Origin of the sequence: Paenibacillus sp. FSL P2-0322 (assembly GCF_037975315.1) — a bacterium.
Classification (GTDB): domain Bacteria; phylum Bacillota; class Bacilli; order Paenibacillales; family Paenibacillaceae; genus Paenibacillus; species Paenibacillus polymyxa_B.
Map to the genome: position 1 here is coordinate 1,912,762 of NZ_CP150243.1, position 24,685 is coordinate 1,937,446.

Annotated in this window: 25 protein-coding genes, 2 tRNA genes and 1 pseudogene; 17 read left to right on the top strand and 11 right to left on the bottom strand. The window is 44.6% G+C overall.

Annotation, left to right across the window (positions count from 1 at the left end; translation table 11 throughout):
* The first annotated feature begins 65 nt into the window (after nt 1–65).
* From MKY24_RS08465 to MKY24_RS08475, 3 genes are read left to right on the top strand one after another with little or no spacing between them, the layout of a single operon-like run.
* A complete protein-coding gene (locus MKY24_RS08465) occupies nt 66–857 on the top strand; it encodes an MntP/YtaF family protein (RefSeq protein WP_023987926.1) in 792 nt (263 codons plus the stop codon).
* An 11-nt stretch (nt 858–868) separates the two neighbouring features.
* The gene (coaE, locus tag MKY24_RS08470) at nt 869–1,465 is read left to right on the top strand and encodes a dephospho-CoA kinase (RefSeq protein ID WP_339201766.1); all 597 of its coding nucleotides are present in this window, start codon (nt 869–871) and stop codon (nt 1,463–1,465) included.
* On the top strand, nt 1,462–2,025 hold the full coding sequence (locus tag MKY24_RS08475) for a lytic transglycosylase domain-containing protein (protein ID WP_023987928.1): 564 nt from the start codon (nt 1,462–1,464) through the stop codon (nt 2,023–2,025). Before coaE ends, MKY24_RS08475 begins: the two co-directional genes overlap by 4 nt.
* 119 nt (nt 2,026–2,144) lie before the next feature.
* Here the strand turns inward: MKY24_RS08475 and MKY24_RS08480 are convergent, their stop codons facing one another.
* On the bottom strand, nt 2,145–2,369 hold the full coding sequence (locus tag MKY24_RS08480) for an alpha/beta-type small acid-soluble spore protein (protein ID WP_013309613.1): 225 nt from the start codon (nt 2,367–2,369) through the stop codon (nt 2,145–2,147).
* Between the two features lie 105 nt (nt 2,370–2,474).
* Between MKY24_RS08480 and nrdR the strand changes: the two genes are divergently transcribed.
* The 3 genes from nrdR to MKY24_RS08495 all read left to right on the top strand — a co-directional run bounded on the left by nrdR (nt 2,475) and on the right by MKY24_RS08495 (nt 3,233).
* Entirely contained in the window at nt 2,475–2,942 is a 468-nt protein-coding gene (gene nrdR, locus MKY24_RS08485) for a transcriptional regulator NrdR (RefSeq protein WP_013309614.1), read from the top strand.
* Nucleotides 2,943–3,072: 130 nt separating this feature from the next.
* Nucleotides 3,073–3,148, top strand: a tRNA-Ala gene (locus MKY24_RS08490).
* A 12-nt stretch (nt 3,149–3,160) separates the two neighbouring features.
* Nucleotides 3,161–3,233 (top strand) — tRNA-Lys (locus MKY24_RS08495).
* Nucleotides 3,234–3,377: 144 nt separating this feature from the next.
* On the opposite strand, the gene MKY24_RS08500 is transcribed toward MKY24_RS08495, so the two are convergent.
* The 3 genes from MKY24_RS08500 to MKY24_RS08510 are packed head-to-tail and all read right to left on the bottom strand — an operon-like array spanning nt 3,378 to nt 5,802.
* Nucleotides 3,378–4,382 carry a CocE/NonD family hydrolase gene (locus MKY24_RS08500; RefSeq protein WP_075154011.1) on the bottom strand — a complete coding sequence of 335 codons (1,005 nt, stop codon included), beginning with the start codon at nt 4,380–4,382 and terminating at the stop codon, nt 3,378–3,380.
* Nucleotides 4,379–5,029: an N-acetyltransferase gene (locus MKY24_RS08505; protein ID WP_104411499.1), complete on the bottom strand. Its 651-nt coding sequence runs from the start codon at nt 5,027–5,029 to the stop codon at nt 4,379–4,381. The genes MKY24_RS08500 and MKY24_RS08505 overlap by 4 nt, the downstream gene beginning before the upstream one ends.
* A gap of 17 nt (nt 5,030–5,046) precedes the next feature.
* Complete coding sequence (locus MKY24_RS08510; RefSeq protein WP_110455454.1) at nt 5,047–5,802, bottom strand: MerR family transcriptional regulator; 756 nt, start codon at nt 5,800–5,802, stop codon at nt 5,047–5,049.
* A gap of 229 nt (nt 5,803–6,031) precedes the next feature.
* Here MKY24_RS08510 and MKY24_RS08515 point away from each other — a divergent pair, with 229 nt between their 5' ends.
* The gene (locus MKY24_RS08515) at nt 6,032–6,910 is read left to right on the top strand and encodes a radical SAM/SPASM domain-containing protein (protein WP_025719701.1); all 879 of its coding nucleotides are present in this window, start codon (nt 6,032–6,034) and stop codon (nt 6,908–6,910) included.
* A gap of 143 nt (nt 6,911–7,053) precedes the next feature.
* Here the strand turns inward: MKY24_RS08515 and MKY24_RS08520 are convergent, their stop codons facing one another.
* Nucleotides 7,054–7,620 (bottom strand): TetR/AcrR family transcriptional regulator, encoded by a 567-nt coding sequence (locus MKY24_RS08520; protein ID WP_023987933.1) that lies wholly within the window; start codon nt 7,618–7,620, stop codon nt 7,054–7,056.
* 196 nt (nt 7,621–7,816) lie between these two features.
* On the opposite strand from MKY24_RS08520, the gene lpdA reads away from it, so the two are divergent.
* From lpdA to MKY24_RS08535, 3 genes are all read left to right on the top strand, one after another.
* On the top strand, nt 7,817–9,202 hold the full coding sequence (lpdA, locus tag MKY24_RS08525; protein WP_053325104.1) for a dihydrolipoyl dehydrogenase: 1,386 nt from the start codon (nt 7,817–7,819) through the stop codon (nt 9,200–9,202).
* Nucleotides 9,203–9,323: 121 nt separating this feature from the next.
* The gene (locus MKY24_RS08530) at nt 9,324–11,306 is read left to right on the top strand and encodes an AraC family transcriptional regulator (protein WP_339201768.1); all 1,983 of its coding nucleotides are present in this window, start codon (nt 9,324–9,326) and stop codon (nt 11,304–11,306) included.
* Between the two features lie 346 nt (nt 11,307–11,652).
* A complete protein-coding gene (locus MKY24_RS08535) occupies nt 11,653–13,347 on the top strand; it encodes a methyl-accepting chemotaxis protein (protein WP_023987936.1) in 1,695 nt (564 codons plus the stop codon).
* Between the two features lie 92 nt (nt 13,348–13,439).
* Here MKY24_RS08535 and MKY24_RS08540 read toward each other — a convergent pair whose 3' ends face one another.
* The 3 genes from MKY24_RS08540 to MKY24_RS08550 form a co-directional block, all read right to left on the bottom strand.
* On the bottom strand, nt 13,440–13,850 hold the full coding sequence (locus MKY24_RS08540) for a DUF4183 domain-containing protein (protein WP_023987937.1): 411 nt from the start codon (nt 13,848–13,850) through the stop codon (nt 13,440–13,442).
* 90 nt (nt 13,851–13,940) lie between these two features.
* Nucleotides 13,941–14,753 (bottom strand): DNA alkylation repair protein, encoded by an 813-nt coding sequence (locus MKY24_RS08545; protein ID WP_028542884.1) that lies wholly within the window; start codon nt 14,751–14,753, stop codon nt 13,941–13,943.
* A gap of 76 nt (nt 14,754–14,829) precedes the next feature.
* Nucleotides 14,830–15,504, bottom strand: coding sequence for a Crp/Fnr family transcriptional regulator (locus MKY24_RS08550; protein WP_028542883.1), 675 nt, complete (start codon nt 15,502–15,504; stop codon nt 14,830–14,832).
* Nucleotides 15,505–15,709: 205 nt separating this feature from the next.
* Here MKY24_RS08550 and MKY24_RS08555 point away from each other — a divergent pair, with 205 nt between their 5' ends.
* Nucleotides 15,710–16,792, top strand: coding sequence for an ankyrin repeat domain-containing protein (locus MKY24_RS08555; protein WP_339201770.1), 1,083 nt, complete (start codon nt 15,710–15,712; stop codon nt 16,790–16,792).
* An 89-nt stretch (nt 16,793–16,881) separates the two neighbouring features.
* Here the strand turns inward: MKY24_RS08555 and MKY24_RS08560 are convergent, their stop codons facing one another.
* A complete protein-coding gene (locus tag MKY24_RS08560; RefSeq protein ID WP_339201771.1) occupies nt 16,882–17,352 on the bottom strand; it encodes a LysR family transcriptional regulator in 471 nt (156 codons plus the stop codon).
* Between the two features lie 32 nt (nt 17,353–17,384).
* Between MKY24_RS08560 and MKY24_RS08565 the strand changes: the two are divergent.
* From MKY24_RS08565 to MKY24_RS08580, 4 genes and pseudogenes are all read left to right on the top strand, one after another.
* Nucleotides 17,385–17,916: pseudogene (locus MKY24_RS08565) on the top strand (class I SAM-dependent methyltransferase).
* 350 nt (nt 17,917–18,266) lie between these two features.
* Nucleotides 18,267–19,013: a DeoR/GlpR family DNA-binding transcription regulator gene (locus tag MKY24_RS08570; protein ID WP_023987941.1), complete on the top strand. Its 747-nt coding sequence runs from the start codon at nt 18,267–18,269 to the stop codon at nt 19,011–19,013.
* 2 nt (nt 19,014–19,015) lie between these two features.
* Nucleotides 19,016–19,927 carry a 1-phosphofructokinase gene (gene pfkB / locus MKY24_RS08575; protein WP_023987942.1) on the top strand — a complete coding sequence of 304 codons (912 nt, stop codon included), beginning with the start codon at nt 19,016–19,018 and terminating at the stop codon, nt 19,925–19,927.
* A gap of 67 nt (nt 19,928–19,994) precedes the next feature.
* Entirely contained in the window at nt 19,995–21,923 is a 1,929-nt protein-coding gene (locus MKY24_RS08580) for a fructose-specific PTS transporter subunit EIIC (protein WP_076157068.1), read from the top strand.
* Nucleotides 21,924–22,086: 163 nt separating this feature from the next.
* On the opposite strand, the gene MKY24_RS08585 is transcribed toward MKY24_RS08580, so the two are convergent.
* Nucleotides 22,087–22,962: a LysR family transcriptional regulator gene (locus tag MKY24_RS08585; protein WP_338533437.1), complete on the bottom strand. Its 876-nt coding sequence runs from the start codon at nt 22,960–22,962 to the stop codon at nt 22,087–22,089.
* Between the two features lie 111 nt (nt 22,963–23,073).
* On the opposite strand from MKY24_RS08585, the gene MKY24_RS08590 reads away from it, so the two are divergent.
* Nucleotides 23,074–23,460, top strand: coding sequence for a tautomerase family protein (locus tag MKY24_RS08590; RefSeq protein WP_254347957.1), 387 nt, complete (start codon nt 23,074–23,076; stop codon nt 23,458–23,460).
* Nucleotides 23,457–23,792 (top strand): carboxymuconolactone decarboxylase family protein, encoded by a 336-nt coding sequence (locus MKY24_RS08595; protein WP_023987946.1) that lies wholly within the window; start codon nt 23,457–23,459, stop codon nt 23,790–23,792. Before MKY24_RS08590 ends, MKY24_RS08595 begins: the two co-directional genes overlap by 4 nt.
* Before the next feature lie 87 nt (nt 23,793–23,879).
* Here the strand turns inward: MKY24_RS08595 and MKY24_RS08600 are convergent, their stop codons facing one another.
* On the bottom strand, nt 23,880–24,500 hold the full coding sequence (locus MKY24_RS08600) for a GntR family transcriptional regulator (protein WP_071558950.1): 621 nt from the start codon (nt 24,498–24,500) through the stop codon (nt 23,880–23,882).
* Nucleotides 24,501–24,685: the final 185 nt, after the last annotated feature.

A 24,685-nucleotide genomic window follows, 5' to 3' on the forward strand; every position in this document is an offset into this window, starting at 1 on the left:
GTACCAATACTGCGGAGGGTTTCGGTTGTTATAAGGCCCTGCCTTCGCAATGGGAGGGAATTGGAGTGGCTAATCATTGGGGAGCCCTGCTGTTACTGGCATTTGCGCTAAGTTTGGACAGTTTCGGAGTCGGTGTTACATATGGTCTGCGCAAAATGAAAATTCCACTGTTGTCGATTGCTATCATCTCCGTATGTTCAGGTTTGGTGATTGGCATATCCATGCAATTGGGCGCATTACTATCTCGTGTCCTGTCTCCTGTATATACGACCGTTTTCGGCGCTGTCATCCTGATCTGTATCGGCTGTTACTCTTTGTTTCAAGCTCTGCACCGCAAAGAGGATTCGCTAGAGGATTCAGCGGAGGCCTCTCGGGGGCTGCTTCTTACAGAACAGACTGATCCAGTGAGCAGATCTGTTCTTGGAGAGAAGAAGAGTATAGAGGATGCTGATACAGAGTCTTTCCTTAGCTCAAGAAAAGATCTGTCGGCAGAAGCTTCTGTAGAGCAGCAGGAGCGAACGCTATTTTCTCTGGAGTTCCGCAAATGGGGACTTGTTATTCGGATTCTTCGAAGCCCGTCTGCTGCGGATATGGACCGTTCTGGCAGTATATCTGCTACCGAAGCGGTTTGGCTGGGTATTGCATTATCGGTCGATGCGTTCGGAGCGGGATTAGGGGCAGCTATGCTTGGTTTTCAGCCACTGTCTACTGCGCTGGCTATTACGTTATTCAGTGGAACATTTTTGATTGCAGGGATGAAGGCAGGCTTCTTTCTATCAGCATTTCGATTTATGAAGGCGCTGGGTGTATTGCCGGCATTATTACTGATTATGATGGGCATATTGAAGCTGTTATGAGGTGAAAGAGCATGAATATCGGATTAACCGGAGGTATTGCTACCGGAAAAAGCACCGTGTCGGCTCTTTTGGTCGCCAAAGGTGCGCTGCTGATCGACGCAGATGCCATTGCCCGGGAAGTGATGCTTCCGGGGCATCCGGTGCTGGCGGCGGTCATACTGCATTTTGGACAAGCTATAGTGAACAGTGACGGAACCCTGCACCGCAAAAAACTGGGTGAGATTGTATTCGGAGACCCTGCCCAGCGGCAGGCACTTAACGATATTACACATCCTGCTATTCGTGAGGAAATGCGACTGCGTATGGAAGCATATGAACGGGAACAGCCGGACAAGCTTGTTTTGGCAGATATCCCGTTAATGTACGAGTCCGGGCTGGAGAGCTTGTACGAGGAAATTATGGTTGTGTACGTACCACGTGATATTCAGCTCCAGCGTCTGATGCTCAGAGACGGTCTGACGGAGGAACAAGCTGGACTTCGGCTGTCCGCACAAATGGATATTGAACAAAAGAAAAACTTGGCCGATATCGTTATCGATAATAGCGGAACACAGTCTGAGACGAAACGACAAATTGATCAATTTTGGCAGCGGAAGGGACTTGCATGAATATTTTGCGAAAGAAAAGAGTCCTGCTCACTTTGTTTGTCGGGTTTGTCCTGATTCTGTTCCTCAATTCAAATTGGATGTCCTGGTTCTATCCGATTCAATATAAGGATGAGATTCGGCAGTATTCACAAACGTATGAAGTGGACCCATTTTTGGTGGCGTCTATTATCCGCGTAGAAACCAATTTTAAAACCAGTAAGCAATCGCATAAGGGTGCACTGGGGTTGATGCAGATTATGCCGAATACAGCAAATTGGATTATGGACAGCGCCCAGATTCAAAAGGTTCCGCTAGACAGTGTCAAGCACGAGCCTGGTACCAATATAGAGCTGGGAACCTGGTATTTGCATAACCTATCCATGAAGTTTCAGGATAATCCTGTAGCAATCGTAGCTGCTTACAATGCAGGGCCGGGTAAAGTTCAAGAGTGGCTCGATAAGGGAGTGTGGGATGGAAAAGAAGAGTCCATTAAGCAAATCCCTTTTGGTGAGACACGACATTATGTACAGCGGGTCATTTATTACTACAGGCAATACACGAAAATTTATAATGATTTTTAAAAGACAAGTTAATGACATGATGAGCCTTTTCGCTTTAAAATGAAAAAAAGCGCAGGACAGGCTGTTTTTAGCAGCCCGTCCATACACTTTTTCTTGTTATTTCTGCATTATTACCGCGATTATTGGTATTGACCTGCCAATTGTTGTTCGGCGATCGTTACGAGGCGTTTTGTGATGTAGCCCCCGATCGAACCGTTCTCATAGGAAGTCATGTTACCTTGGTATCCATCTTGAGGAATGCTGATACCCAGCTCTTGAGCGATCTCATATTTCATTTGCTCCAGAGCACCGGAGGATCTGCTGACTACCAGATTGTTGGAGTTGCCATTGTTTCCTTGTGCCATTGTTGTTCACCTCCTCGCGATGTGGTAAACATATTATGATCCGTTTTGACAAAATTATTACTAAAAATCTTCGGGAATTTATTGGAAAAAGAAAGTGGTGAGATTATGAAATGTCCGTATTGTGCCTACAATGGCACAAAAGTGTTGGATTCGCGACCTGCGAATGATAACAAGTCCATCCGTCGCCGCCGTGAATGTGAGCAGTGTGCCAGGCGTTTTACCACCTTTGAAATGGTGGAGGAAACCCCACTCATGGTTATCAAAAAAGACGGCAGCCGTGAAGAGTTTAGTCGTGATAAAATGCTGCGCGGTCTCATTCGAGCCTGTGAGAAGCGCCCAGTATCCGTCGAGCAATTGGATATGATCGTATCCCAGGTGGAGAACGCTATCCGCAACACAGCAGCCACAGAAGTCGATAGTCAGCAGATCGGGGAGCTGGTCATGGAACAGCTTTACCCAGTGGATGAAGTCGCCTACGTACGTTTTGCGTCCGTCTATCGTCAGTTTAAAGACATCAATATGTTTATGAAGGAACTGAAAACATTGTTATCTAAAGATACAGCCAGCGACTGATCGCTGACTGTATCTTTCTTGGGTCAAGGTGGGAAGATGATTATATTTTTTTTATAAAAGTATTGACACAGGAATAAAAATTTTATATGATATAGAAGTCGCTTGAAACGTTGATTAACTTACTTATGATGGGGCCTTAGCTCAGCTGGGAGAGCGCATCGCTGGCAGCGATGAGGTCAGGGGTTCGATCCCCCTAGGCTCCACCAAACTTTTATTATGGACTCTTAGCTCAGTTGGTAGAGCAGTTGACTCTTAATCAATTGGTCCAGGGTTCGAGTCCCTGAGAGTCCATCCTTTTAGAAAAAACGGCAGAGATGCCGTTTTTTTGTTGTTTATAGATCTATTCCCAGTCTAACCGAGAACAGTTATGGGGTTTTCATTAGCATTTTTTCATTAGCATATCAAAAGAAGTATGGCAAAAAAGAACATCATTGTTTAACGCTGACTGACATAATCGGAAAGGGATTTGAGATACTCACCATTCACCAATTTTCTTGGGGCGAATACGGCTGTTAAGAAAGTTAGAGATTTTGAACGCGCGATTTTTTCATCCATCATGGAATGGTCGGCTTCAGGTAAATGAATCACGGACAGCAGTTCTGGAGGTATTTTCTGGCGATAGACTCGCTCGGTACCCTTTACATCAACATTAATATCTTTGCCAGCCAGAACCAAGAGTACAGGAGAATGGAAGTGACTTAATTCTTCGGTGGAATCAGACAGAAAATTTTTGCCTATAAAGCTCCATCTTTCTTTGGAAATCATATCGTCAGGATCGGCTATGCCTAGATATTCTTCATAAGAAGCATGTTTTTTCAGTAACTGTAGAACTTCTTGATCGTAGTTCAATGTCTTTTGAATTTCTTGCGGAGTAGCTCCTTCTTGTTCCATTTCTTTTCTGGTATTAAATTGTCCTTGGGAAATCCAGTTCACGGCAGGCGATACAAGGATGCTGAATGCAATATCATGCTCCTCTTTAACGATCTTCGGAATGACCCATCCTGCTTGACTGGCTCCCCATAGGCCGATTTTTTGCTTATCAATTATCGGTAAGCTTCTTGCCCAGTCTATTGCATATCGGATCTCCTGTGCGCGGTCCTCCATGCTTTGGTCGAGCCAATTGCCAGGAGCGCTGTTAATACCGGGCTTATTCAGTGACAGGGAGGCATAACCCTTGGAAGCGAACTTTTCCCACAGTGGTTTGTATCCATCATCATATGTGTCATTAATAGGACCATCCCCATGGACAAAAACAACCAATCCAACCTTTCCCGAGTAGTTCTTAGGCAAAGCTAATGTACCTGTTAACAGCCCTTTAGGTGTCTTAATTTGTATTTTTTCTTCTGTCATCTTGTAGGAATTTTGATATAGAACAATTAGTATCAAGGCAACAGCCAGAGCTGCCGCAATACCAAAAGTAAGCTTGAATGTTTTTTTCAACGATGCTCTCTCCTCGAATGCAGATTCTCTTTCCAACTCATCAGATACCATACAGGCTCCTTGAACCAAAAATGCCGTAACCCATTATACTTGGATTGTTCTACTTCAAACGCCAGTTTGTGATACAAACGGATAGCCCCTTGGTTCTTATGCGCTACATGAAGCGTCAATGCATGAAACCCAGATTCAACCGTAAATTGCTGTGCGAAAGCTAGAAGACGGCGTCCTATTCCCTGGTTACGATGACTTGAACGAATCGCCAAATGATCAATGTAACACTCATTTGCAGCGGGGGTATACTCCAGCGCATGCATACCTGTCAAAAATTTAAATACATTGAAGCAACCAAACTGTTTTAGGAGCGGAGCTAAAGAAATGGGATTTGTTTCAGGAAGTGAAGAGGAGGGGGCCTTCCATTTGAGGGAAAGAACACCGACAACATCTTCGTTCTCTTTGGCTACAAATTGTTTCATAGATGAAGAATAAGGATTTTGAACCCAAACCTGCATTAACAACTTCTGTATATCTTGCTCCTCCAGTGTAACAAGAGATTGGAATTTTGCTTTAAACGATTCGACTAAAAGACTGCAAACAGCTTCATGGTCTTGTTTCTGGTATGCAACAATGTCAAAGGATTTTGCACTCATGTAACGCCCTCCAAGATTTATTCTACTTTAACTTGAATTTCGTATTGCAGCTTGTTGTTGTCGAACATCGAAAGATAAGATTTTTCTACAAGAACAATCTTGCTTTGGCAGTTATATTGGTGATGAGCTATATATCGTTCCATTTGTTTGATTTCATCATCAATCTCAGGTTCTTCAATGACGGTAAGATGCTTATAAAGATAGTTGCCTTCTTCCAGAATATAGTCAGCCACATCCACCGTTTCATAACACAGCTTCACCTGTCCGGCATCAGACAAGTAATGCAGGTCATTTTCAAATAATCGAGGTGGGGCAGGGCGGTGTTCAAATAGGTTTCCGGCAGTGAGCTCTTGACCATTCTCCAATGCAAACCATAGCTTTAAATGACGGGGACCTAATCGTTTGACCTGATACTCATCGTCCTGCTGGGTCCGATTATTATGTTCTTCTAACACTTTGTGAATAAACTGTTCATGCATCTTCAAGTTGGCTATTTCAGTCTGTACCTTCTGCAATGAATGCTCTAAAAGCTGGTTATAACCATCGGCAGCATAGGAAGTCATACATTCTTGAATCTGACCGACAGGGACATTTAATTTGCGTAATAATAAAATATGCGAAAGCTGATAAATCTCATGAAGCCCGTACATTCGATATTGATTTTCTTCTGTATGTGATGGATACAGGACTCCCTTTTCTTCAAAATATCGCAGTTGATGTACAGATACATTCATGAGCTGAGCAAGCTGGCTGATCGTAATGTGTTCTTTCAATGACAGGACTCCTTACTGATAGTTGAATAACTCCACTATAAACCTTAGGTCAGACCTAGGGTCAATAGAAAATATCAAATCAAATCTTGGATAGGCGTATGTGTCGAGCATTTGATGCCCACACCAAGGGGGAGACTGGAGAGTTTACCTGTCGGTGATAACCCGTTATAATCATAAGATTAGTGAGCATAAACAAGATGCTCCGGATGAAGGTTAGAATGGGGAAATCATGTTGAAAACTTTTAAAAAGGTATACATTGAGATAACGAGCATTTGCAATCTCGCATGCAGTTTTTGTCCTCAAACACAGCGTGTCAAAAAATTTATTGATCCGGAAGTCTTTCGAAATGTGCTTGATCAGGTCAAACCACATACGGATTACATCTATTTGCATGTAAAAGGAGAGCCGTTGCTCCATCCGAAAATTGATCTTTTGCTGGAAAGTGCTCATGAGAAAGGCTTGAAGGTCAATATAACCACCAATGGTACCTTGCTGCCGAAGACCGGACATAAGCTGCTTGGGCAACCAGCGCTGCGTCAGATGAACTTCTCTCTCCACAGTTTTGACGGGCATGAAGGCTCCGTGGATCGAGAAGGATATTTGGGTAATATTTTCACGTTTGTAAGAGAAGCGGTGAAACACAATGTCATTATTTCGTTCCGTCTCTGGAACTTGACTGAAGATAATTTGACTAATGTGCAGCGTCAGCGCAACCGGGAAACACTTGAACGACTGGAGCAAGAATTTGGACTGGACTATCGGATTGAGGAAAAGGTGATACCAGGCAGTGGGGTCAAAATCGCACCAAACGTTTATTTGAATCAAGACCATGAATTTGAATGGCCGAGCCTCAGTGCCCCCGAAGATGACGGAAAAGGCTTTTGCCATGCACTCCGTAGCCAAGCGGCGGTATTGGTGGATGGAACGGTGGTCCCTTGCTGTCTGGATGGAGAAGGTGTCATTAATTTAGGTAACGTGCATGAGCAATCTTTTTCCGACATTGTGGAAGGGGAGCGTGCAAACCGTCTGTACTTCGGGTTCTCTAAGAGAGAAGCGGTAGAAGAGTTATGCCGAAAATGCGGGTACCGCAAACGATTTGGAACATAACGGAGATTTGGCAGGTGGAGACTTCGAATCTCTGACAAATCGTTACCTCCGTTTTGAGTTTAGATTCTTAGGAAAAATCCGCTAAACATCAAGGATTTCTTGGTGTTTAGCGGATTTTTTGCATACGTAAAACATACTTACATTCAACTATTAACCAGCGCTTTGGCATACTGTTTGCCTGCCGAGAGAAGGCTGTCACTCAGTTTAGGATCATTAACAGAACGTGCAAGCACAAGAGAACCAACCATACTACTGAACAATGCACTGCCCTTGGACTGATCCATTCCCCCCAAATTGGAGATAAACGTAATCATTCTTTCCAACTCCTGCGTGAATATCTGCCGGATTTCTTCGGAAGAACGGGCTATTTCTACGGAAAGGGCAGGAATAATACAGCCTATTTCTGTTCGATCACGGTGATGGGTGCTTAAATAGTAATCGATGACAACATTAATTTTAGGATCTTGCTTTTCTTGGTCAACGGCCTCCTGAAGCAGTGCGAGGGTATCACTGACGGCATAGCGACAGGCTTCGGCGACTAGCTGTTCTTTGTTATCAAAGTGTGAATAAAACCCGCCGTGAGTTAATCCTGCCCCTTTCATAATAAAGGGCACACTTACATCTTGAATACCGTTGGCACGGAAAGCTTGGGCAGCACTTTCAACGATCTTACTCCGCACTTTCATCTTATGGCCTTTTGGATAAGGCATTGTAATCACTCCACGGGTTTATAATGCTAACTTCAAAATATTATAATCATCATAATAAAACGTGTCAATTTGTCTTCCTATAACGACAACTTCAGAAAGGCTGATCAAGACTATTGACGCTTTTAAAATATGATGACTATAATATATTATAATCATCATATTTTAAATCATGCCATTTTAACAGGAGGTATTAGTTATGAGCAAGCTTGAATCTGTAGAAACACTGGTCATTGGATCAGGGCCAGGAGGTTATGTGGCAGCATTGCGTTCTTCTCAGCTTGGAATGAAAACGGCGATTGTTGAACGCAGTCAGCTAGGTGGAGTGTGCACGAATGTGGGCTGCATTCCATCCAAAGCTTTGATTGCCGAAGCACATCGCTATGAGATACTCAGGCAGGTAAATCAGGCAGATGCAGCGATGTCATTCGTGAATGCTCAGGCTTTCAAACAGGGGATTGTGAATAAGCAGGCAGGCGGAGTTGGCTTTTTAATGAAAACGGCAGGTGTGAGCATTCTGGAAGGGGAGGCAAGTTTGGTTGATGGGCATACAGCCATCATCAATCAAAATGGAGCGGAACAAACGATATCCTTTAAGTATGCCATATTGGCAACCGGCTCCCGTCCAATCGAGCTGAAAGCATTTCCGTTTGGCGGACGTATTTTGTCCTCTACAGAGGCGCTTTCGCTTCCAGCGGTTCCGTCCAGCCTGATCGTGATAGGTGGTGGATATATTGGCGTTGAGCTTGGACAAATGTATGCCAAATTTGGAACAAAGGTAATGATTCTGGAGGGAGGGGAACGGGTGCTGCCGGGATTTGAGACGGACCTTGTGGCCCCTGTTGTTAAGCAATTGAAAACAGATGGTGCAAGCATCGTAACTGGGGCGATAGCCGAAAAAGTCGTGCATAATACGGATACTATTACGCTGCATTATTCAAAAGATCAAGAGCAGCATCATGTCACCGCTGAGTTTGTATTAGTTACTGTAGGCAGAAAACCGAATACGGATGGCAGATTAGGATTGGAGCACATTGGCTTGCCACTGACGAGCAGGGGGTTGATCGAGACAGACGAGCAGTGTAGAACGGCTATTCCGCATATTTTTGCCATTGGAGATATTACGGAGGGTCCAGCCCTTGCCCATAAGGCTTCCTATGAAGCGAAGATTGCGGCAGAAGCGATTGCAGGTCAAGCTGCTAAAGTGGATTATAAAGCCATGCCGTTGGTTGTCTTTTCTGAACCAGAGCTGGCTAGTGTTGGCCTAAGTGAAACAGAAGCAAAGGAAAAAGCCTTACCGATTGTCATTGGCAGAGCTTCCTTTGCAATTAACGGCAGAGCATTGGCGCTAAGGGCAGCAGAGGGGTACATCAAAATCGTAGCAAAGCAGGGGTCGGGGATCGTACTGGGGGCGCAAATCGTCGGCGTCGAAGCTTCAACACTCATTTCCGAGCTTGCTCTGGCTATCGAGATGGGAGCAACCGTAGAAGACTTAGCTCTAACCATTCATCCCCATCCTACATTGGGAGAAGTAATCATGGAGGCTGCGGAGAATGCGGTCAGAAAAATGGACCGTCCAAAGTAGAGGCTCCGTATGAAATCACTTCATTGCCTGTGAGAATAATTATCAACTATAATATATTATAGTTTGAATATGAGATTGAGCAGGTACGTGGATGGTTTAGATCGGGGGCTGAACAAAAGCAATGAAGTTGAATGATCACATTTTGCTGTGGAATCATGTTTTTATACAGGTGATGGATGTTCGTCATAAGAAGATCGAAGAAGGGGAGGAGCTACGAACCTATCGACTTCCTGCCAGTGCGTTCTTGTATGCCGTTCGTGGAAACGCACGGGTACGGTTAGATAACAGTATTCACAGGGTAGAGCGTTTCCATGTACTGCATGGCGGAAAAGGAATGTGCCTGAGTATCCTGGCGGAAGAGGTGCTTGAATATTACATCATTTTGTACAAGGCAACGTTGGCCCTGCCTAGCCGCAAAGAGATTGCACAATTGCTGGAAAAGGAAAATCCTTTTCAGAACCAGTATGCTTTCGCACCTCATTACCCACTGCCCCTGTACGATAAAGTGAAGCTGTTGGAGCAAGAATGGCGTGAAGCTTCCGGACTTGGCAAACTGCATGTCAAAGCCTTATTTCAACAATTTGTATATGAGTTGTTGCAGCAGTTGTATCGGCAGGGCATTGAGCCTCTTAAGCCCGACCTGGTATCGCAGGCTGTAGCCTATATTCGTGAGCATTTTAGTCGGCCTATGACACTTGAGTCCATTGCGGAGGAGCTAGAATGCAGTACCGGACATTTATCCAGGTTGTTCAAAAATAAAATGCATACCAGTTCGATTCATTACTTGGGCCAAGTAAGAGCAGATCGAGCGGCAGAACTGCTAATGCAGACGGACGCCACTTTGCAGGAGATCGCAGAGCGTGTGGGATATCCAGATGCCCATTCTTTAAGTCGCAGCTTCAAGAAATATAAGGGACTATCTCCCGTACGATTCAAAAAGGAACGGGAGCATCATGCTCAGAAGCAAGATCAGGATATGCCCCAAACGATGCTTAAATATGCCCTTCAGCGGACATCTTTCGCACGTTATACTGATATTGATTATCAATATCGGTATAACGCGGAAGGAGATTTGTTTATGCACGGAAGAGTCAAAATAACGGCCATGATGATTATGCTGTGTTTATCATTGATGCTGGGAGCTTGCTCGGCTCCGACGAATACAAATGGAAGCTCGCAAACGAAGGCTAATCATACAGCGACATCATCCAACAGCGATGGACAAGCGGCAGTGCAAGCACAGACAAGAACGGTTAAGACATTAAAAGGCGATGTGGAAGTACCTGCAAACCCGAAACGAGTGGCATCGGATCAGTATATGGGTCATCTTTTGAAGCTGGGGATTATTCCGGTGGGGGTCAGAAGTTTTATGCTGAATGAGGCTTGGATTGATCAATCGGGATATCCCAAAGAGAAATTGGCCGGAATCAAGGATCTCGGTGAATTTCCTATGGATTTGGAGGAACTGACCGTTCTGCAACCGGATTTAATTATCGGTTCAATCGAAAAGAACATCGACAGCTACCAAAAGGTAGGAACGACTGTGTTCCTGCCGTATTGGGAAGGCGAATCTACAGCGGGACCACTGGATAAATTCCGCAGAATTAGCGAAATCTTTGGCAAGCAGAAAGAAGCCGAGCAGTGGATTACTGAATATGAGAAGAAAGCTGCAGAGGCCAGAACGAAAATTCAAGGTATCGTTAAAGAAGGAGAGACGGTTTCAATTGTACAAGTCGCCAATAAATCGATATATGTTTTGGCAGCAAAAGGCGGCAATTACGGAAGTCCGACCATTTATCAGACGCTAAAGCTGCCACCTACCAAAAAGGCATTGAACATGAAAGAAGGATTTGAAAATATTTCGCTTGAGGTTTTACCCGAGTATATGGGAGATCACATCTTTGTATACGGTTCAGAAGATGAAGGGGCTAATCAGATTCTGCATAGTGAGCTATGGAAAGGCCTTCCGGCTGTAAAAAAAGGACAGGTTTATATGTACGGTTCATTCAGCGATAAAGGGGATGAGTTTGTGATGGAAGACCCTTATTCATTGGAGCTTCAATTGGATACCATAGTTAATCTCTTATTAGCCCACAAAAAATAAAGCTGAATACAGCTATAAAAAACGAAAATACGTTACCGATGAAACACTTGATTCATAGACAAAAAAACTGCTAAAACGAGGGTAAACCTCTGTGTTTAGCAGTTTTTTTGTCGTAATTCAACAGAGGCACTCACCTCAGTCGCTTATTGTAGTCGTCACCACGCCATTAATGACTGCCGTTCGTTGCAACGTCCCCGTTTACAAAAAACAGTGACTATTCTCACAAAAAACGACATCTTCCGACACTGGAATGCCATATTATAGTAAGTGTTGATAGGCTATAATCGTAGCAGTGAAAACGGATTGTCACAAAAATTTATTAGAGTCAGGATTGGTGGTTCAAATAATGAAGCTGGCAACAAAATTAACTTGGATGATGCTCATCATACTGCTTCTCGTAGGCTCCTCCATTGGATACTTCGGATATCGTACCGCTTACCATCAAGTGGATGAAGCTGCTGGGATCGAGCTGGTGGGTTGCGCCAATATTACGACTGGCCTTATAGATCCTGCGGATATATCGGCTCTGGTCAGTGGAGATAACAGCAAACTTGCTGCCATTGAAGACCGGATCGGCTGGATTGTAGCACATAAGCCTATTTTTAAGGAGGCTTTTATTATCTCTTTGGATGGAAAAATTTTGGCCGCCGATGCCAACTTTAAGCAAAGAGGCTATCAAGCTGGCGATTCCTTCTATTTTACAGACGAAGACAAAGAAATGATAACTACCATGAAGCATTCAGCATATTCCAAGGTTTATACATATGAAGGAACCTCGCTCAAAACTGGATACGGCCCCATTTATCAGGACCATGATCCCACCAAGCCCATTGTTGCACTGATGGCCATCAATTTTGACGGCTCGTTAATTCAGGAACGGACGTTGGATATTATTGTTCAGCCCTTTATTATTGGCGGCTCCATTTTCATGGTGGCTATCCTTGTTGTTTACCTGTTGATTCGCCATATGGTAAGTCCGCTTACCAAGCTGTCAGCCTCTGTGAACACCATTACCAAGGGCGACCTTACCCATGAACCGCTTCTCTTCAAAAACAAGGATGAAATCGGGACGCTGGCCCGCGACTTCAACGATATGACAATGAACCTGCGCAACCTGATTACCCAGGTCAATGACACCTCTATGCTGGTCGCTTCTTCCTCTCAAGAGCTGTCTGCCAGCGCACAGGCAACGAACCGTGCTGGAGAGCATAGCGTGAATGTTACGATTGAGTTGGCTGATGGGGCGCATACCCAATTGCAAAACCTGGAAGGAAGCTATAAAGCTATTCAGGATATGTCCCGCTTCATCAGCGATATTGCTGGCAATGCGGACATCGCAATGAACAAGGCCGCGGATAATGTCCAGAAAGCACGCCTTGGCCGGGAATCAATGGATTCCACCACCTCCCAAATGGGAGTTGTCAGCGAAAGCATCGGCGATCTCTCAAGCATTATTCATACGCTTGGCAGCCACTCCAAGGAGATTGAGAACATTGTCGGCACCATTGCCAGCATCGCCGAGGAGACCAACTTGCTGTCTTTGAATGCAGCGATAGAAGCTGCGCGCGCCGGAGAAGAAGGTCAGGGCTTTGCCGTTGTCGCTGGCTCTGTCCGCAAATTGGCCGAACGTTCTGCCAATTCTGCCACACAAATCAGCGAACTGATCAGTCTGATTATCGCCCAAATGGACAAGGCAGGAGAAACTATGAAGCGTTCCACGAACGAAATGATGCAGGGCAAGGAGTTGATCATATCAGCCGGGCGCTCCTTCTCCGAGATTGAAGTCTCCATCTCCGACATGTCTTCCCAAAGCGAGCAAATATCAGCCACAGTTCGGGATCTGGCGCTGATCTCTGAAGAGCTCGTTGAAGCCATTCAGAATACCGTAATGGTCTCTAACCATACGGTTAAAGGGGCAGAGTCCCTGTCCGCCTCTTCGGAGCAACAGCTTGCTGCCATGCAAGAAGTGGAATCCTCCGCAGCGCTCCTCTCATCACTGGCCGAGAAGCTTCAGGTGCTTGTAGAGAACTTCAAGATTTAAATATTCGAGGTTCAAAGAGAAATAAACCGCTAAAGACGAGGATAAACCCTGTGTTTGGCGGTTTTTTATAGTAATTTTACGAAGGCATTCTCTCAGTCGCTTATGGTAGTCGTTACTGTGACATTGTTGACAGAGGTTGAGGAAGCACTAGAGTTGAAATTAACAACCTCAACGACTACTGTTGCACCAACAATCAGGCCTGTATTTATAATTAGATTTGTAGCAGAAAGCGTTGTTAAGCCGCCTCGCTGCAACGTCCCATTTACAAATACATTGTAGTATCCGCTACTGGTCGGAACAACAAGACTGTTTGCCGCGACTGAAGTACCACTATCATTTGTGAAATTTTGTGCCGGGATAGTGGTCACTCCACCTAATATATTACCAAGCACGACAATAGCTGTGTAACGATTAACCACTGGAGTGACATTGATACTTGTTGTAATAGCAATGTTTCCAGATACGATACTGTCTGCTTCCAGATAGATTCGAATAATAGACATAGGAATTCCTCCATTCCTAATATTCCAGATAAATATTATAGTTTATGTGAATATTCTAGATATGGATTGGATGGGGGAGGAGTCTTCCAATTATTTCTCTTTGTTCAAGCTTCTTTGGGCCCGGGTTACTATTCGCTTCGTTTCTTTGGTATCCGAAATCATCAGCCATGCATTACAAACTTGAAGAACCCATTCTGGGTTGGTTTTGCTGGCGTCATTCAACCAATTACCAACGGAGTCCTGGACATATTTGGCCGGATCGGACTGAACAGCCTCCAAGAGAGGAAGAGCCAGCTCGGGATGTTCTTTTAGTTCAGGGATGTGCTTGGCCCAAACGCCTTGTGGCCGGATTAATTCAATGGCAAAACGACGTATGTTAGCATCCTCATCTCGCACCCAACTGTCTAACAGGGCAAGCCCTTCAAGCAGTTGCAAGGATATGGATTCTCTCACGGCCATCCAGGCTATTTCACGTACTCCGAAATGGGAATCGGCTGCAAAGGGGCGAATGCCAGCCAATTTTTCCTTTACACTTAAACGGGGATCAATCCCGATGATGTAGGCAGCCCAGCAGCGAATGCTGTCTGAAAGATGGGAGGCCATCGCATCAAAGATGCGAATACGTTCTTCTATCGCTTGTTGCTCAAACACATGAAGCCACGCTCGCGCGATTGCGGGTATCATTTTCATGATCTTCTTTTCCTTCAGCTGATTCAATTCGGTCATGAAGACATCGGATGATCGCTGCAAGCCAAATTCATCAAGAGTATTTTGCAATAGTACAACATGATCGACAGCCAGCCATTCGGTGAGATTCACCGTCTCAAGCCGCCCCTGCTGTAGCAGCTGAAGCACATCATTAGGAATATCTGACCCTTTGCGGGCCCCTTTTCGGTGTAACATTTCATTCACTCCATATCGTAAATTGTCTGATAGGTATACGATACTTTTTTGGGTAGGAGTATAGATGTAATGTAGTTTACAACTTCATTAGCTTTTCGCGATGGATGTAAATCGTCTTAAAGCCGGTTTTAATGACCTTTTCTTTGACAAGCTCCTGAAGAGCAGTTGTTACAGCCTCACGGGTGGCCCCGACCAGATTCGCAATTTCCTGATGGGAGAGAGGAAAATTGATTTTGCAATACTCTTCACGGCTTTGGAGGGCGAACTGATCGGACAATTTCAGAAGAACATACAAAATTTTATCCTGTAAATTTCCCAAAGCTAAATGCTGGGCCAGACTGCTCATTCCTGAGATTCGGTCACTTAACACCTTGATCATGTTCATCATGAACCGGGGATGTTCTATTAAAAAATGCTCGAATCGGTCTTTGTCCATCCGGCAGATATCGCATTCTTCTATCGTTTCTATATACATATCCCTTGTCCCTAGTGAAATCATATCCATTTCACCAAATACATTTCCTTCGCTGAGGATATCCAAAGTAAATTGCTTTCCGTCAGCGTTTAGCTTATACAGACGTACTTTTCCCTTTTTCACAAAATAAAGTCCCTCGGAAAAGGTCTCTGGGGTTTGTATAAAGTTTTTTTTCGCTATAGTCGTAATGGAGGTCATTTGGTCCATTTCAATTAAATCTTCTAATGAGAGACTATGAAGCAAATTAAATTGGGACAGGTATTGAATGCTATTCATATGTTCTCCTTTTCGTTGCACAGGGTATACAGAATCATAATACAATTATAGCTTCTCTGAGGTATTTTGACCTCTATTACTCACTTGTTTGCGCTAGAGTGAATAATGAATTTTGGGGAATCTGTCGGATTTATGTAAAGGGGAGGTTGGTATAAAATAGATATGCATGTTTGATAGTAGATACATAAAGAGCGAGGGAATAACGATGATTAAATTAAAAGATGTAGGCAATTTCGAGGTCCTTCCTGAGAGAGCGATGCATATCGTTCAAGGCAATATATCCGCTTTACGCCAAGCGCTGACCGAAGGCTGGGATATAGAACAAGGGATCGTACTCAGTAAATATACGACATTAAGTCCATTGGATATTACACTCATCACTGAGCAAATGGAAGTCTTGAAGCTACTGGTCGATGAGGGGGTTCAACTTAATGTGAAGGATAATCCCGCATTCCTGACGGCTGTTCGCTATGGTACCGAAGAGATTGTCCGTTATGTGGTCGCCCATGGCGCGAAGCTGGACGGGAAAAATCATGTCAAATCCGGTGCCTATGAGCAAGCCTACTACGGTAACAAAAGCAATATGCTGCTTATCCATGAGCTGGGCCTCGATATGAAGCAGCATGCTGGAGCAACACTCCGCAACGCAGTTAGTAAGCATGACCTGAAAACAGTAGCATTACTATTGGAACATGGCGTAGATATTAATTTCAATGCCCCTAATATGGTATATCCTTATAAAGCCACGCCTTTGACAGTGGCGGCACGCAACAATGATTTTGCGATGGTGAAGTATTTGGTTCAGCAAGGCGCTGATGTGACGCTGGCAGAAAAAGATGGAGAACGGGCATATACAATTGCACTAAGTAATAAAAACGTAGAAATGGCTGAGTATTTAAAGTCTGTAGAGCCTCCAGCATTTCATAATCTGGAAAATAAACGACATGCTTTGAAAAGCTACAAGCTTCCAAAGGAGATTGTTGCCTTTCTGATGGGGGATCAGCTCCGTGTGGACCTGCCAGAAAATGATCTTGATATTCAATTTGTTGAGTTCTTCTCATTCATAGATACGGTTGAGATGAAGGTAGGTCGGCAAAAGCTGTTGCGTCTGTCTCTAAAAGTAGATAATTACTCGGATATTATATTGGTGTGGAATCCGAGGCAGAAGTGCCTGGGTTATTATGACGAGGAGCATCAGGAATATGCGGATGTGTGCAGCTTTGCCGAGTTTCTTGCACAGCCGGAAGATTATCTGGAGAAGATTATTGAGGGGGAATATTTATCATAACGAGGTGAGCCATGAATGCGGTATGCACGCAGTCATGGCTCTTGTTATTTTAAAATACAGCGCTAGTGTACACAGATGCCTAATGCTCATCAGGAATGGTTACGTATGAGCTGAATGAGATTTAGGGTAGCGGTAGATAGGGGTTCGTTCTTGCGGGTACAGATGGCGATTGAATTGAGAAGCTGGATGTCTTCTACATATACCCGGCACAGCTCGCCGCGTTCTACATATTCATATTCTTGTTTGAATTTTGCAATCCAGGCTGGAATGAGAAAATGAGCCGGTAAATAAGTAGCTGCTAGCCGGATATGACCATGGACTCCATCACGATAATCTTGAGATAATTGTTCGATTTGCTGTTCGACGGCAAAGAGCCGTTTGGCGAGTACAGCAAGCTTTTTACCAGCATCCGTTAAGGCAATCCCTCTTCCTAGCGGCATGAGCAGTGTGAGAGATATTTCTTTTTCAAATTTTTTAATCTGGGCGGCAATCGCAGGTTGGCTAATATTTAAAAGTTCAGAGGCACGTGTCACACTCCCTAATAATTCATTTACAATCAAATTGTAAGTTAATCCAAAGGAGAGTGGAGCGAATGAATCAAACGAACACGTGGGATCAAGTAGACCAGTATATCTCGGAGAGTCTCGTTCCGCATGATGCTGTCTTGGAACAAGTATTGGCTACTAACCAAAAGGCGGGACTACCTCCGCATGATGTATCGCCCAATCAGGGAAAGCTATTAAATATCCTTGCTCAAATGCAGGGAGCGCGACGCGTGCTGGAGATCGGTACTTTGGGAGGCTACAGTACAATCTGGTTGGGAAGGGCGTTGCTGAAGGATGGAAAAATAGTTACGCTGGAAGCCAACCCGATCCATGCTAAAATTGCCCGGTCGAATATATCGCTGGCTCAGTTGGATGGAATGGTGGAACTTCGGGAGGGAGAAGCTTTGGAGCAGTTAGCACAGATGAAAGAGGAGGAAGTTGAGCACAGACCCTCAGGTGCAGGGAGTAAGAAAGTTTTATGATATGCTGGCTGAAGAATCAAGAATTACAGCTACAGCTATCCAAACCGTGGGGAGCAAGGGGTATGACGGTTTCGTCATTGGAATCGTTAAGGGCTGAACGCTAAGCGTCTCGATTGGCTAAACACAAAGGGGATCAGTCCTCGTGTTTAGCTTTTTTCTGAGTAGAGAAGATGGGGACGAATTGTGCGCATAATGGTAAAATAGTACTGATGGAAGCCTTAGAACGTTTTTGAACGTTTACTGCTGAATTCCTATGTAAGAAGAATGAATTTACATAAAAGTAGATGGATTTTCTTTAAAATGTAAACGCAATCATAATGATTGGATCAGGAATTCACCATTTTGTAAAAAAATGAATTAGAAATGAATTTTTTTGAATCTTTTTGAAGAAAAATGATTGTTTTTTGTCAAGTTTGTGGTACGATATGAACAGTTGGGGGAATGATGATGCTGACGGAAGAAAGATACAAGTTAATAATACAGCGCTTACAAGAATGTGGTGTTGTAAAGTTGCAAGAATTGGCTGATCTGTTGGGAGCTTCTGAGTCAACGATTCGGCGTGATTTGATAGATCTTGAGGGCCGTCAGTTGCTCAAGCGGATTCATGGCGGGGCAACCTTGCTGAATCAGAAAAGTCAGGAACCTGGCATGGAAGAAAAAACATTCAAAAACGTTCAAGAAAAAAATGCAGTGGCCCGTATAGCAGCCAAAGAAATTTTGGATGGCGAATGTATTTATCTGGATGCGGGAACAACAACGATGGCGATGATTCCTTACATTGAAGCTAAAGACGTGACGGTCGTGACGAATGGACTATCCCACGTAGAAGCACTGGTAAGCAAAAGAATCAGAAGCTATCTACTGGGAGGGATGATGAAAATTCATACCAAAGCCGTAATCGGGAGTATTGCCCTACAAAATTTGGACAATTTTCGATTCGACAAGTGCTTTCTAGGAACGAACGGGGTGGATATGGAAATGGGGTATACAACTCCTGATCCTGAAGAGGCGCTGATCAAGCGGCGTGCCCACCAGCTGTCTGGCAAAACGTATGTGTTAGCCGATTCCAGCAAAATTGGAGAAGTAACCTTCGCCAAACTGTTCGAGCTCAAGGAAGCTATACTTATTACCGAATCGATGCCAGAACGGTCACGCCGATCCATCGCTCAGAAAACTAAGATAATCGAGGGATAACAATGATATATACAGTAACGCTGAACCCTTCCATTGATTATATCGTGGAAGTTGATGATTTGAAGCTTGGTGATTTGAACCGGATGAAACGTGATTTAAAACTGCCAGGTGGTAAGGGAATTAATGTATCACGTGTACTGAACCAGTTGGGAGCAGATAGCACGGCGATTGGTTTTCTCGGAGGATTCACAGGCAGGTTTATCGACGATACATTGCGGGAAGAATCCATTAAAACTGATTTTGTAATTATCGAAGATGACACACGGATTAACATTAAGCTCAAGCATGGCGATGAAACGGAAATTAACGGTTTGGGACCTGCGATTCGTGAGCAAGAGGCCGATGCGTTGGTGCAAAAGCTGGCGGGACTCCAGAAAAATGACATTGTCGTCTTGTCGGGAAGTATCCCGCCGTCACTTGGAGGAGACTTCTATGATCGGCTGATTAGCGTATGCCAGCAAACTGGAGCTGAATTCGTCATCGACACCACAGGTGAGGCGCTGATGAAGGCACTGGTTCATAAACCGCTGCTCATCAAGCCGAATCACCATGAGCTGGCTGAGTTGTTTGGCGTAACGATTCATTCAAAGGAGGAGATCGTCACTTACGGTCGTAAGCTGCTGGAAGCAGGTGCAAAAAATGTACTGATTTCCATGGCAGGAGAAGGGGCTTTGTTCATTACGGCAGATGAAGTGTATCACGCAAATGTACCAGCAGGAACGGTGAAAAATTCTGTAGGCGCAGGTGATTCAATGATTGCTGGATTCGTGGGTACGCTGGCTCTTCATGGCGATCCGATCGAAGCATTCCGTGCAGGAGTGGCATCCGGAAGCGCAACTGCGTTCTCCGATGATCTGGCTACTAGAGAGAAGATTGAACAATTACGGCCGCAAGTCACGATTTCAAAACGGTAATCCAGCTGCATCATGAGCTTATTATGCGTGTCTCGACACGCTGATCGAACTTAGGAGAGTGTGAAAAATGAGAATAACAGACCTGATGATTAAAGAAACGATGATCATGGACCTGCAGGCGACGACAAAAGACGAGGCGATTGAGGAGCTCATCGCTCGTCTCGAAGCAAGTGGACGTATTAATGACCGTGCCTTGTTTAAAGAAATGATTTACAAACGTGAAGCAGAGTCCAGCACTGGAATCGGCGGCGGCATTGCGATGCCGCATGCCAAGACCAAAGCCGTGAATGAAGCGACTGTCGTTTTCGCCAAAAGCAGTAAAGGCGTAGAATTCGAATCGTTGGATGGTGAGCCGGCGAAAGTATTCTTCATGATTGCGGCTCCAGAGGGAGCAGCAAATACGCATCTTCGCACACTGGCTGCCCTTTCCCGGCTGTTGATTGATACCGATTTTATCGGGAACCTTATGAAAACGCAAACACCGGATGAAGTATCTATGCTGTTTGATACCAAGCAGGCGGAAGAAGAAGCTGCCAAGAAAGCAAAAGAGGCTAAGAAAGAGGATGCCAAAGCACAGCAAACGCCAGACGTTATCGTTGGCAATCCGAATTCTGACGAATTTGTGGTTGCAGTGACCGCTTGTCCTACAGGCATTGCACACACGTTTATGGCAGAAGATGCTCTCATTAAGAAAGCGAAAGAAATGGGTGTAAATATCCGTGTAGAGACGAACGGCTCGGAAGGCGCACAAAACGTACTGACAGCGGATGAAATTCGCCGTGCCAAAGGTGTAATCGTCGCAGCTGACAAGAAGGTTGAAATGGCCAGATTTGACGGTAAACCTGTATTGCAAAGACCAGTAAGCGACGGTATCCGTAAATCTGAGGAACTGATCCGCAAAGCGCTGAACGGCGATGCCCCAATTTATCGTAGTGAAGGTAAAGGCAGCGCTGATGAGTCGAAAGCGGAGAAGAGCAGTGTGGGCAGTAAAATTTACAAGGATTTAATGAACGGTATTTCTCATATGCTGCCATTCGTTGTAGGCGGGGGGATTTTGTTAGCAATTTCCTTCTTGATTGAACAAGTGGCAGGAGAAGACAATGTATTGTTCCAACTGTTGCAGACAATTGGCGGTGGAACAGGTGCGTTCCACTTCCTGATTCCGATACTGGCCGGATTTATCGCGATGAGCATTGGAGACCGCCCGGCACTGATGCCAGGTATGGTTGGGGGTCTGATGGCTGTAAACTCTAATGCAGGTTTCCTTGGCGGTCTGGCAGCTGGTTTCATGGCTGGTTATGTGGTGATCTTCCTGCGTAAAGCTTTTGCAGGTCTGCCGAAAGCGCTGGATGGTTTAAAACCAATCTTGTTATACCCTGTATTTGGACTCCTAATTTCAGGCGCGATTATGTTCTACCTGTTCGATCCGATTTTCGGTGGTATTAATACGTGGCTTGTCAATGTTCTGAACAATTTGGGAACAGGTAATGCAGTTATTTTGGGTCTGATTCTGGGCGGAATGATGTCGATCGACATGGGTGGACCTTTTAACAAAGCAGCTTACGCATTTTCGATCGGTGTCTTTACTTCCAGTGGTAACACGAACGGAGCTATGATGGCGGCTGTTATGGCAGGTGGTATGGTACCTCCGTTGGCGATCGCATTAGCTTCGACGTTCTTCAAAAATAAGTTTACTGAGCAAGAGCGCAAGTCTGGCTTGACGAACTATGTACTTGGATTGTCCTTCATTACGGAAGGAGCCATTCCATTCGCAGCTGCTGATCCTCTGCGTGTCCTGACCTCTTGTATTGTAGGTTCAGCGATTGCTGGTGGTCTGACGCAGTTCTGGCAAATCAATCTTCCAGCTCCACATGGCGGAATTTTTGTAGCAGCTCTTGCCAATCATGCTTTGTTGTTCTTGCTTGCAGTGGCGATTGGTTCCGTGATTTCCGCGCTCATTCTGGGATTGTGGAAAAAACCGCTCGAAGCGAAATAACGGGTATCACAGGAGTGAAAAAATAAAAAGAGGGTCACATTTCCTTAGGCCTTCAAAATAGTAAAGCCGCTAAACACCAGGTTTCTGAGTGTTTGGCGGCTTTTTCTTTATGCAAAGGTGTCGGCTTTGCCTATATAGCTTATTAGTAGTTATTGCATTGGAGCTATAGCCTACAAAGCTCCTTAACCAGCTGTATAAACAGCTTTCGGGCCGAAGACATATACTGCTGGTGATGGTTGTTTTGTAGGAGTCCAATAGGAATATTCGGGTCTGTTAACTGGAGGGGGACGGTGACCAGTTCCTCCTGCATAGGCATTGATGATAGAATCACTCCAACTGAAGGAATCGTTTTTACAAATGTGGGGATCGACGAAATTTGACTGACAGTATAAAAAAACGGCATCGACGGGAAGCGGGAAAGTTCTTTTTCCAGTCGTATATGGTACAAGCAGTTCTTACCTCCGACGATAAGCGGGTACTCGTACAGATCTTCGAGATGAAGCTCACTTTTTACCGCAAAAGGGTGATTACGGGACACAATAAAGGCGATGTGTTCGTGATATATGGGTTCAAAGTGTAAGGAAGGAATGGAGTGAGGTTCCCCAGAGATTGCAAAATCCAGCTTACCGTCCACCAAAGCATTTGCGAGTGCATCCGTGTTTCCAACTGTAAAATGGCACGTAATATTCGGTTTATGCTCTCGAAACTGCTGTAGAACCAAGGGCAGTACGGTAGCCGCCACCGTTTCAATCACACCGATATGAAGCGTGCCAATCTCCTCCTTTTTCAGAGACTTCGCCTGGTCCATTACAAAATTCCAATGCTGAATAAGCCCGTCTATCTCCTCGGCATATAGTTTGCCTGGGGACGTTAACTCCGCATCCCAACCCCTTTTAAAAAGCTGAAATCCCAGCTCTTTCTCTAATCTCTGGATTTGGCTCGTGACTGTAGACTGAGCGTAGTTTAATTTGGCAGCAGCTTTTGAAAACGTTCCTTCTTCGATTATGGTACGAAATGTAGTTAATTCTTTCAGATCCACGCATGCTCATCTCCATCGGTGAAATTAAATATATTTATGATTATTTTCAATTATACAGATGAAAGTAAGGGGAGTACAATTATATTATCCCAACGGATAGGAGAGTTGAACATGCCATTTGTACGAGTTGGCTACATGGAGCAGCAATACACAGAGCAAGAGTTGCCTTGGATTAGTCGTTGTATCATGAACGCTTTGATTGAACATTTTCTGGTTCCGGAAAAAGATTACTTTCAGGTTTTTCATGCTCATAAGCAAAGCGAGTTTTATTATAGTCCCGATTATTTGAATATACCCAGAACAGATAAGCTGCTGTATATCCAAATTACAATGGGAACGGGTAGAACTACGGAACAAAAAAAGAGTTTCTACCAAAAGTTAGCGGAACTCTTATCTATTGAATGTAAGGTTAGACCGGAGGATGTATTTGTAACACTGGTAGAGACTGAATTAGAGGATTGGTCCTTTGGCAACGGACTTGCCCAGATGATTGTATGAAGCATAAATTGATCAAATCGAGTGTTCGAGAAACCATCGGTGATTTTGCTCCCGCTTTTGTAGGTTATACAGAGGATGTTCTTTTTGGAGATGTATGGAGAAGAAGTGAGCTATCTCTCAGAGAACGGAGTCTCATCACCGTCTCCGCATTGGTAGCGGGTGAGCATGTAAATCAACTCCCTTATCATCTGAAACTGGCCAAGGAGAACGGGATTTCGGAAGAAGAACTGGTTGAGGTCATTACACAGCTTGCCTTTTATGTAGGATGGCCCCGGGCAGCCTCAGCTATTCAGGTTGCCAAAGAGGTATTTTGTAAAGAGAAAGAGAGTTAAACATGAACCTAAAAAAACCGCTAAGCACAAGGGGTTCCGAGTGTTTGGCGGTTTTTTGGCATGGCATACAAATGGAGAAGCGAAGGACTATCTGATCAGATGCAGGCAAAAGTCCAGATCAGCCTGGAGATGCTCCTTCATCAGCCGTTCTGCTGTATCGCCGTCATGTGCGCGGATAGCCTCACAAATATGCTGGTGCTCATCAATCAGAAAGGGACGATGATAGTAGACGACCGTATGACGGAATAAATAAATAACGGATTGCATCCGATCAAACAAATCAATCATCATCGAATTATTACTGGCCTTCATAATGATCTCATGAAACTCTTTGTTCGCTTGCATCACCTCATCCAGCGAGCCGGAACGCCCGATGTCCACACATTGCTCCAAAGCCAGTAGCTCTGTCTCGGACAAGTAGGCAGCCGCGCTGCGCGCCGCATGTCCTTCAAGCAGCATCCGTAGCTCAAAGGTATTGCGCAGGTCGGTTTCAGATAGCTTGACTACACGTTTATTGACGATAAGCCCTTCCTGCTCCAATTTGCGGATGGATTCACGGATAGGCGTGCGGCTTACACCGAGCTGCGTGGCAAGCTTTTCCTCAACCAACTTGGTTCCTTGAGGGATGGTTCCGTTCAGGATCATATCACGCAGTGTTTCATAAGATTGCTGGTGCGCCGTTCGAGAGTTATTGCTGCTGTACTGCATGTCATTCACCTCTACGTCTACTTTAGCGAAAAGATGGAGGTTAAACAATGTCTATCCTATATAATCGATAAAATTGATACAAATTTTAAATTTTTGTATACAAAAATGAATTTATTGTGTACAATCGCAAATATAAAGACGAATTAATAGCGCTTACATGTGATAAAAAGCGTTTACAAATGGAT

Coding starts and splice junctions, on each gene's coding strand:
- MKY24_RS08590 (WP_254347957.1), top strand. CDS start 23,074: ATGCCATTTGTACGAGTTGGCTACATGGAGCAGCAATACACAGAGCAA.
- MKY24_RS08535 (WP_023987936.1), top strand. CDS start 11,653: ATGAAGCTGGCAACAAAATTAACTTGGATGATGCTCATCATACTGCTT.
- MKY24_RS08530 (WP_339201768.1), top strand. CDS start 9,324: ATGAAGTTGAATGATCACATTTTGCTGTGGAATCATGTTTTTATACAG.
- nrdR (WP_013309614.1), top strand. CDS start 2,475: ATGAAATGTCCGTATTGTGCCTACAATGGCACAAAAGTGTTGGATTCG.
- pfkB (WP_023987942.1), top strand. CDS start 19,016: ATGATATATACAGTAACGCTGAACCCTTCCATTGATTATATCGTGGAA.
- MKY24_RS08520 (WP_023987933.1), bottom strand. CDS start 7,620: ATGCCTTATCCAAAAGGCCATAAGATGAAAGTGCGGAGTAAGATCGTT.
- MKY24_RS08480 (WP_013309613.1), bottom strand. CDS start 2,369: ATGGCACAAGGAAACAATGGCAACTCCAACAATCTGGTAGTCAGCAGA.
- MKY24_RS08600 (WP_071558950.1), bottom strand. CDS start 24,500: ATGCAGTACAGCAGCAATAACTCTCGAACGGCGCACCAGCAATCTTAT.
- MKY24_RS08540 (WP_023987937.1), bottom strand. CDS start 13,850: ATGTCTATTATTCGAATCTATCTGGAAGCAGACAGTATCGTATCTGGA.
- MKY24_RS08515 (WP_025719701.1), top strand. CDS start 6,032: ATGTTGAAAACTTTTAAAAAGGTATACATTGAGATAACGAGCATTTGC.
- MKY24_RS08550 (WP_028542883.1), bottom strand. CDS start 15,504: ATGAATAGCATTCAATACCTGTCCCAATTTAATTTGCTTCATAGTCTC.
- MKY24_RS08570 (WP_023987941.1), top strand. CDS start 18,267: ATGCTGACGGAAGAAAGATACAAGTTAATAATACAGCGCTTACAAGAA.
- MKY24_RS08580 (WP_076157068.1), top strand. CDS start 19,995: ATGAGAATAACAGACCTGATGATTAAAGAAACGATGATCATGGACCTG.
- MKY24_RS08555 (WP_339201770.1), top strand. CDS start 15,710: ATGATTAAATTAAAAGATGTAGGCAATTTCGAGGTCCTTCCTGAGAGA.
- lpdA (WP_053325104.1), top strand. CDS start 7,817: ATGAGCAAGCTTGAATCTGTAGAAACACTGGTCATTGGATCAGGGCCA.
- MKY24_RS08475 (WP_023987928.1), top strand. CDS start 1,462: ATGAATATTTTGCGAAAGAAAAGAGTCCTGCTCACTTTGTTTGTCGGG.
- MKY24_RS08505 (WP_104411499.1), bottom strand. CDS start 5,029: ATGAGTGCAAAATCCTTTGACATTGTTGCATACCAGAAACAAGACCAT.
- coaE (WP_339201766.1), top strand. CDS start 869: ATGAATATCGGATTAACCGGAGGTATTGCTACCGGAAAAAGCACCGTG.
- MKY24_RS08595 (WP_023987946.1), top strand. CDS start 23,457: ATGAAGCATAAATTGATCAAATCGAGTGTTCGAGAAACCATCGGTGAT.
- MKY24_RS08545 (WP_028542884.1), bottom strand. CDS start 14,753: ATGTTACACCGAAAAGGGGCCCGCAAAGGGTCAGATATTCCTAATGAT.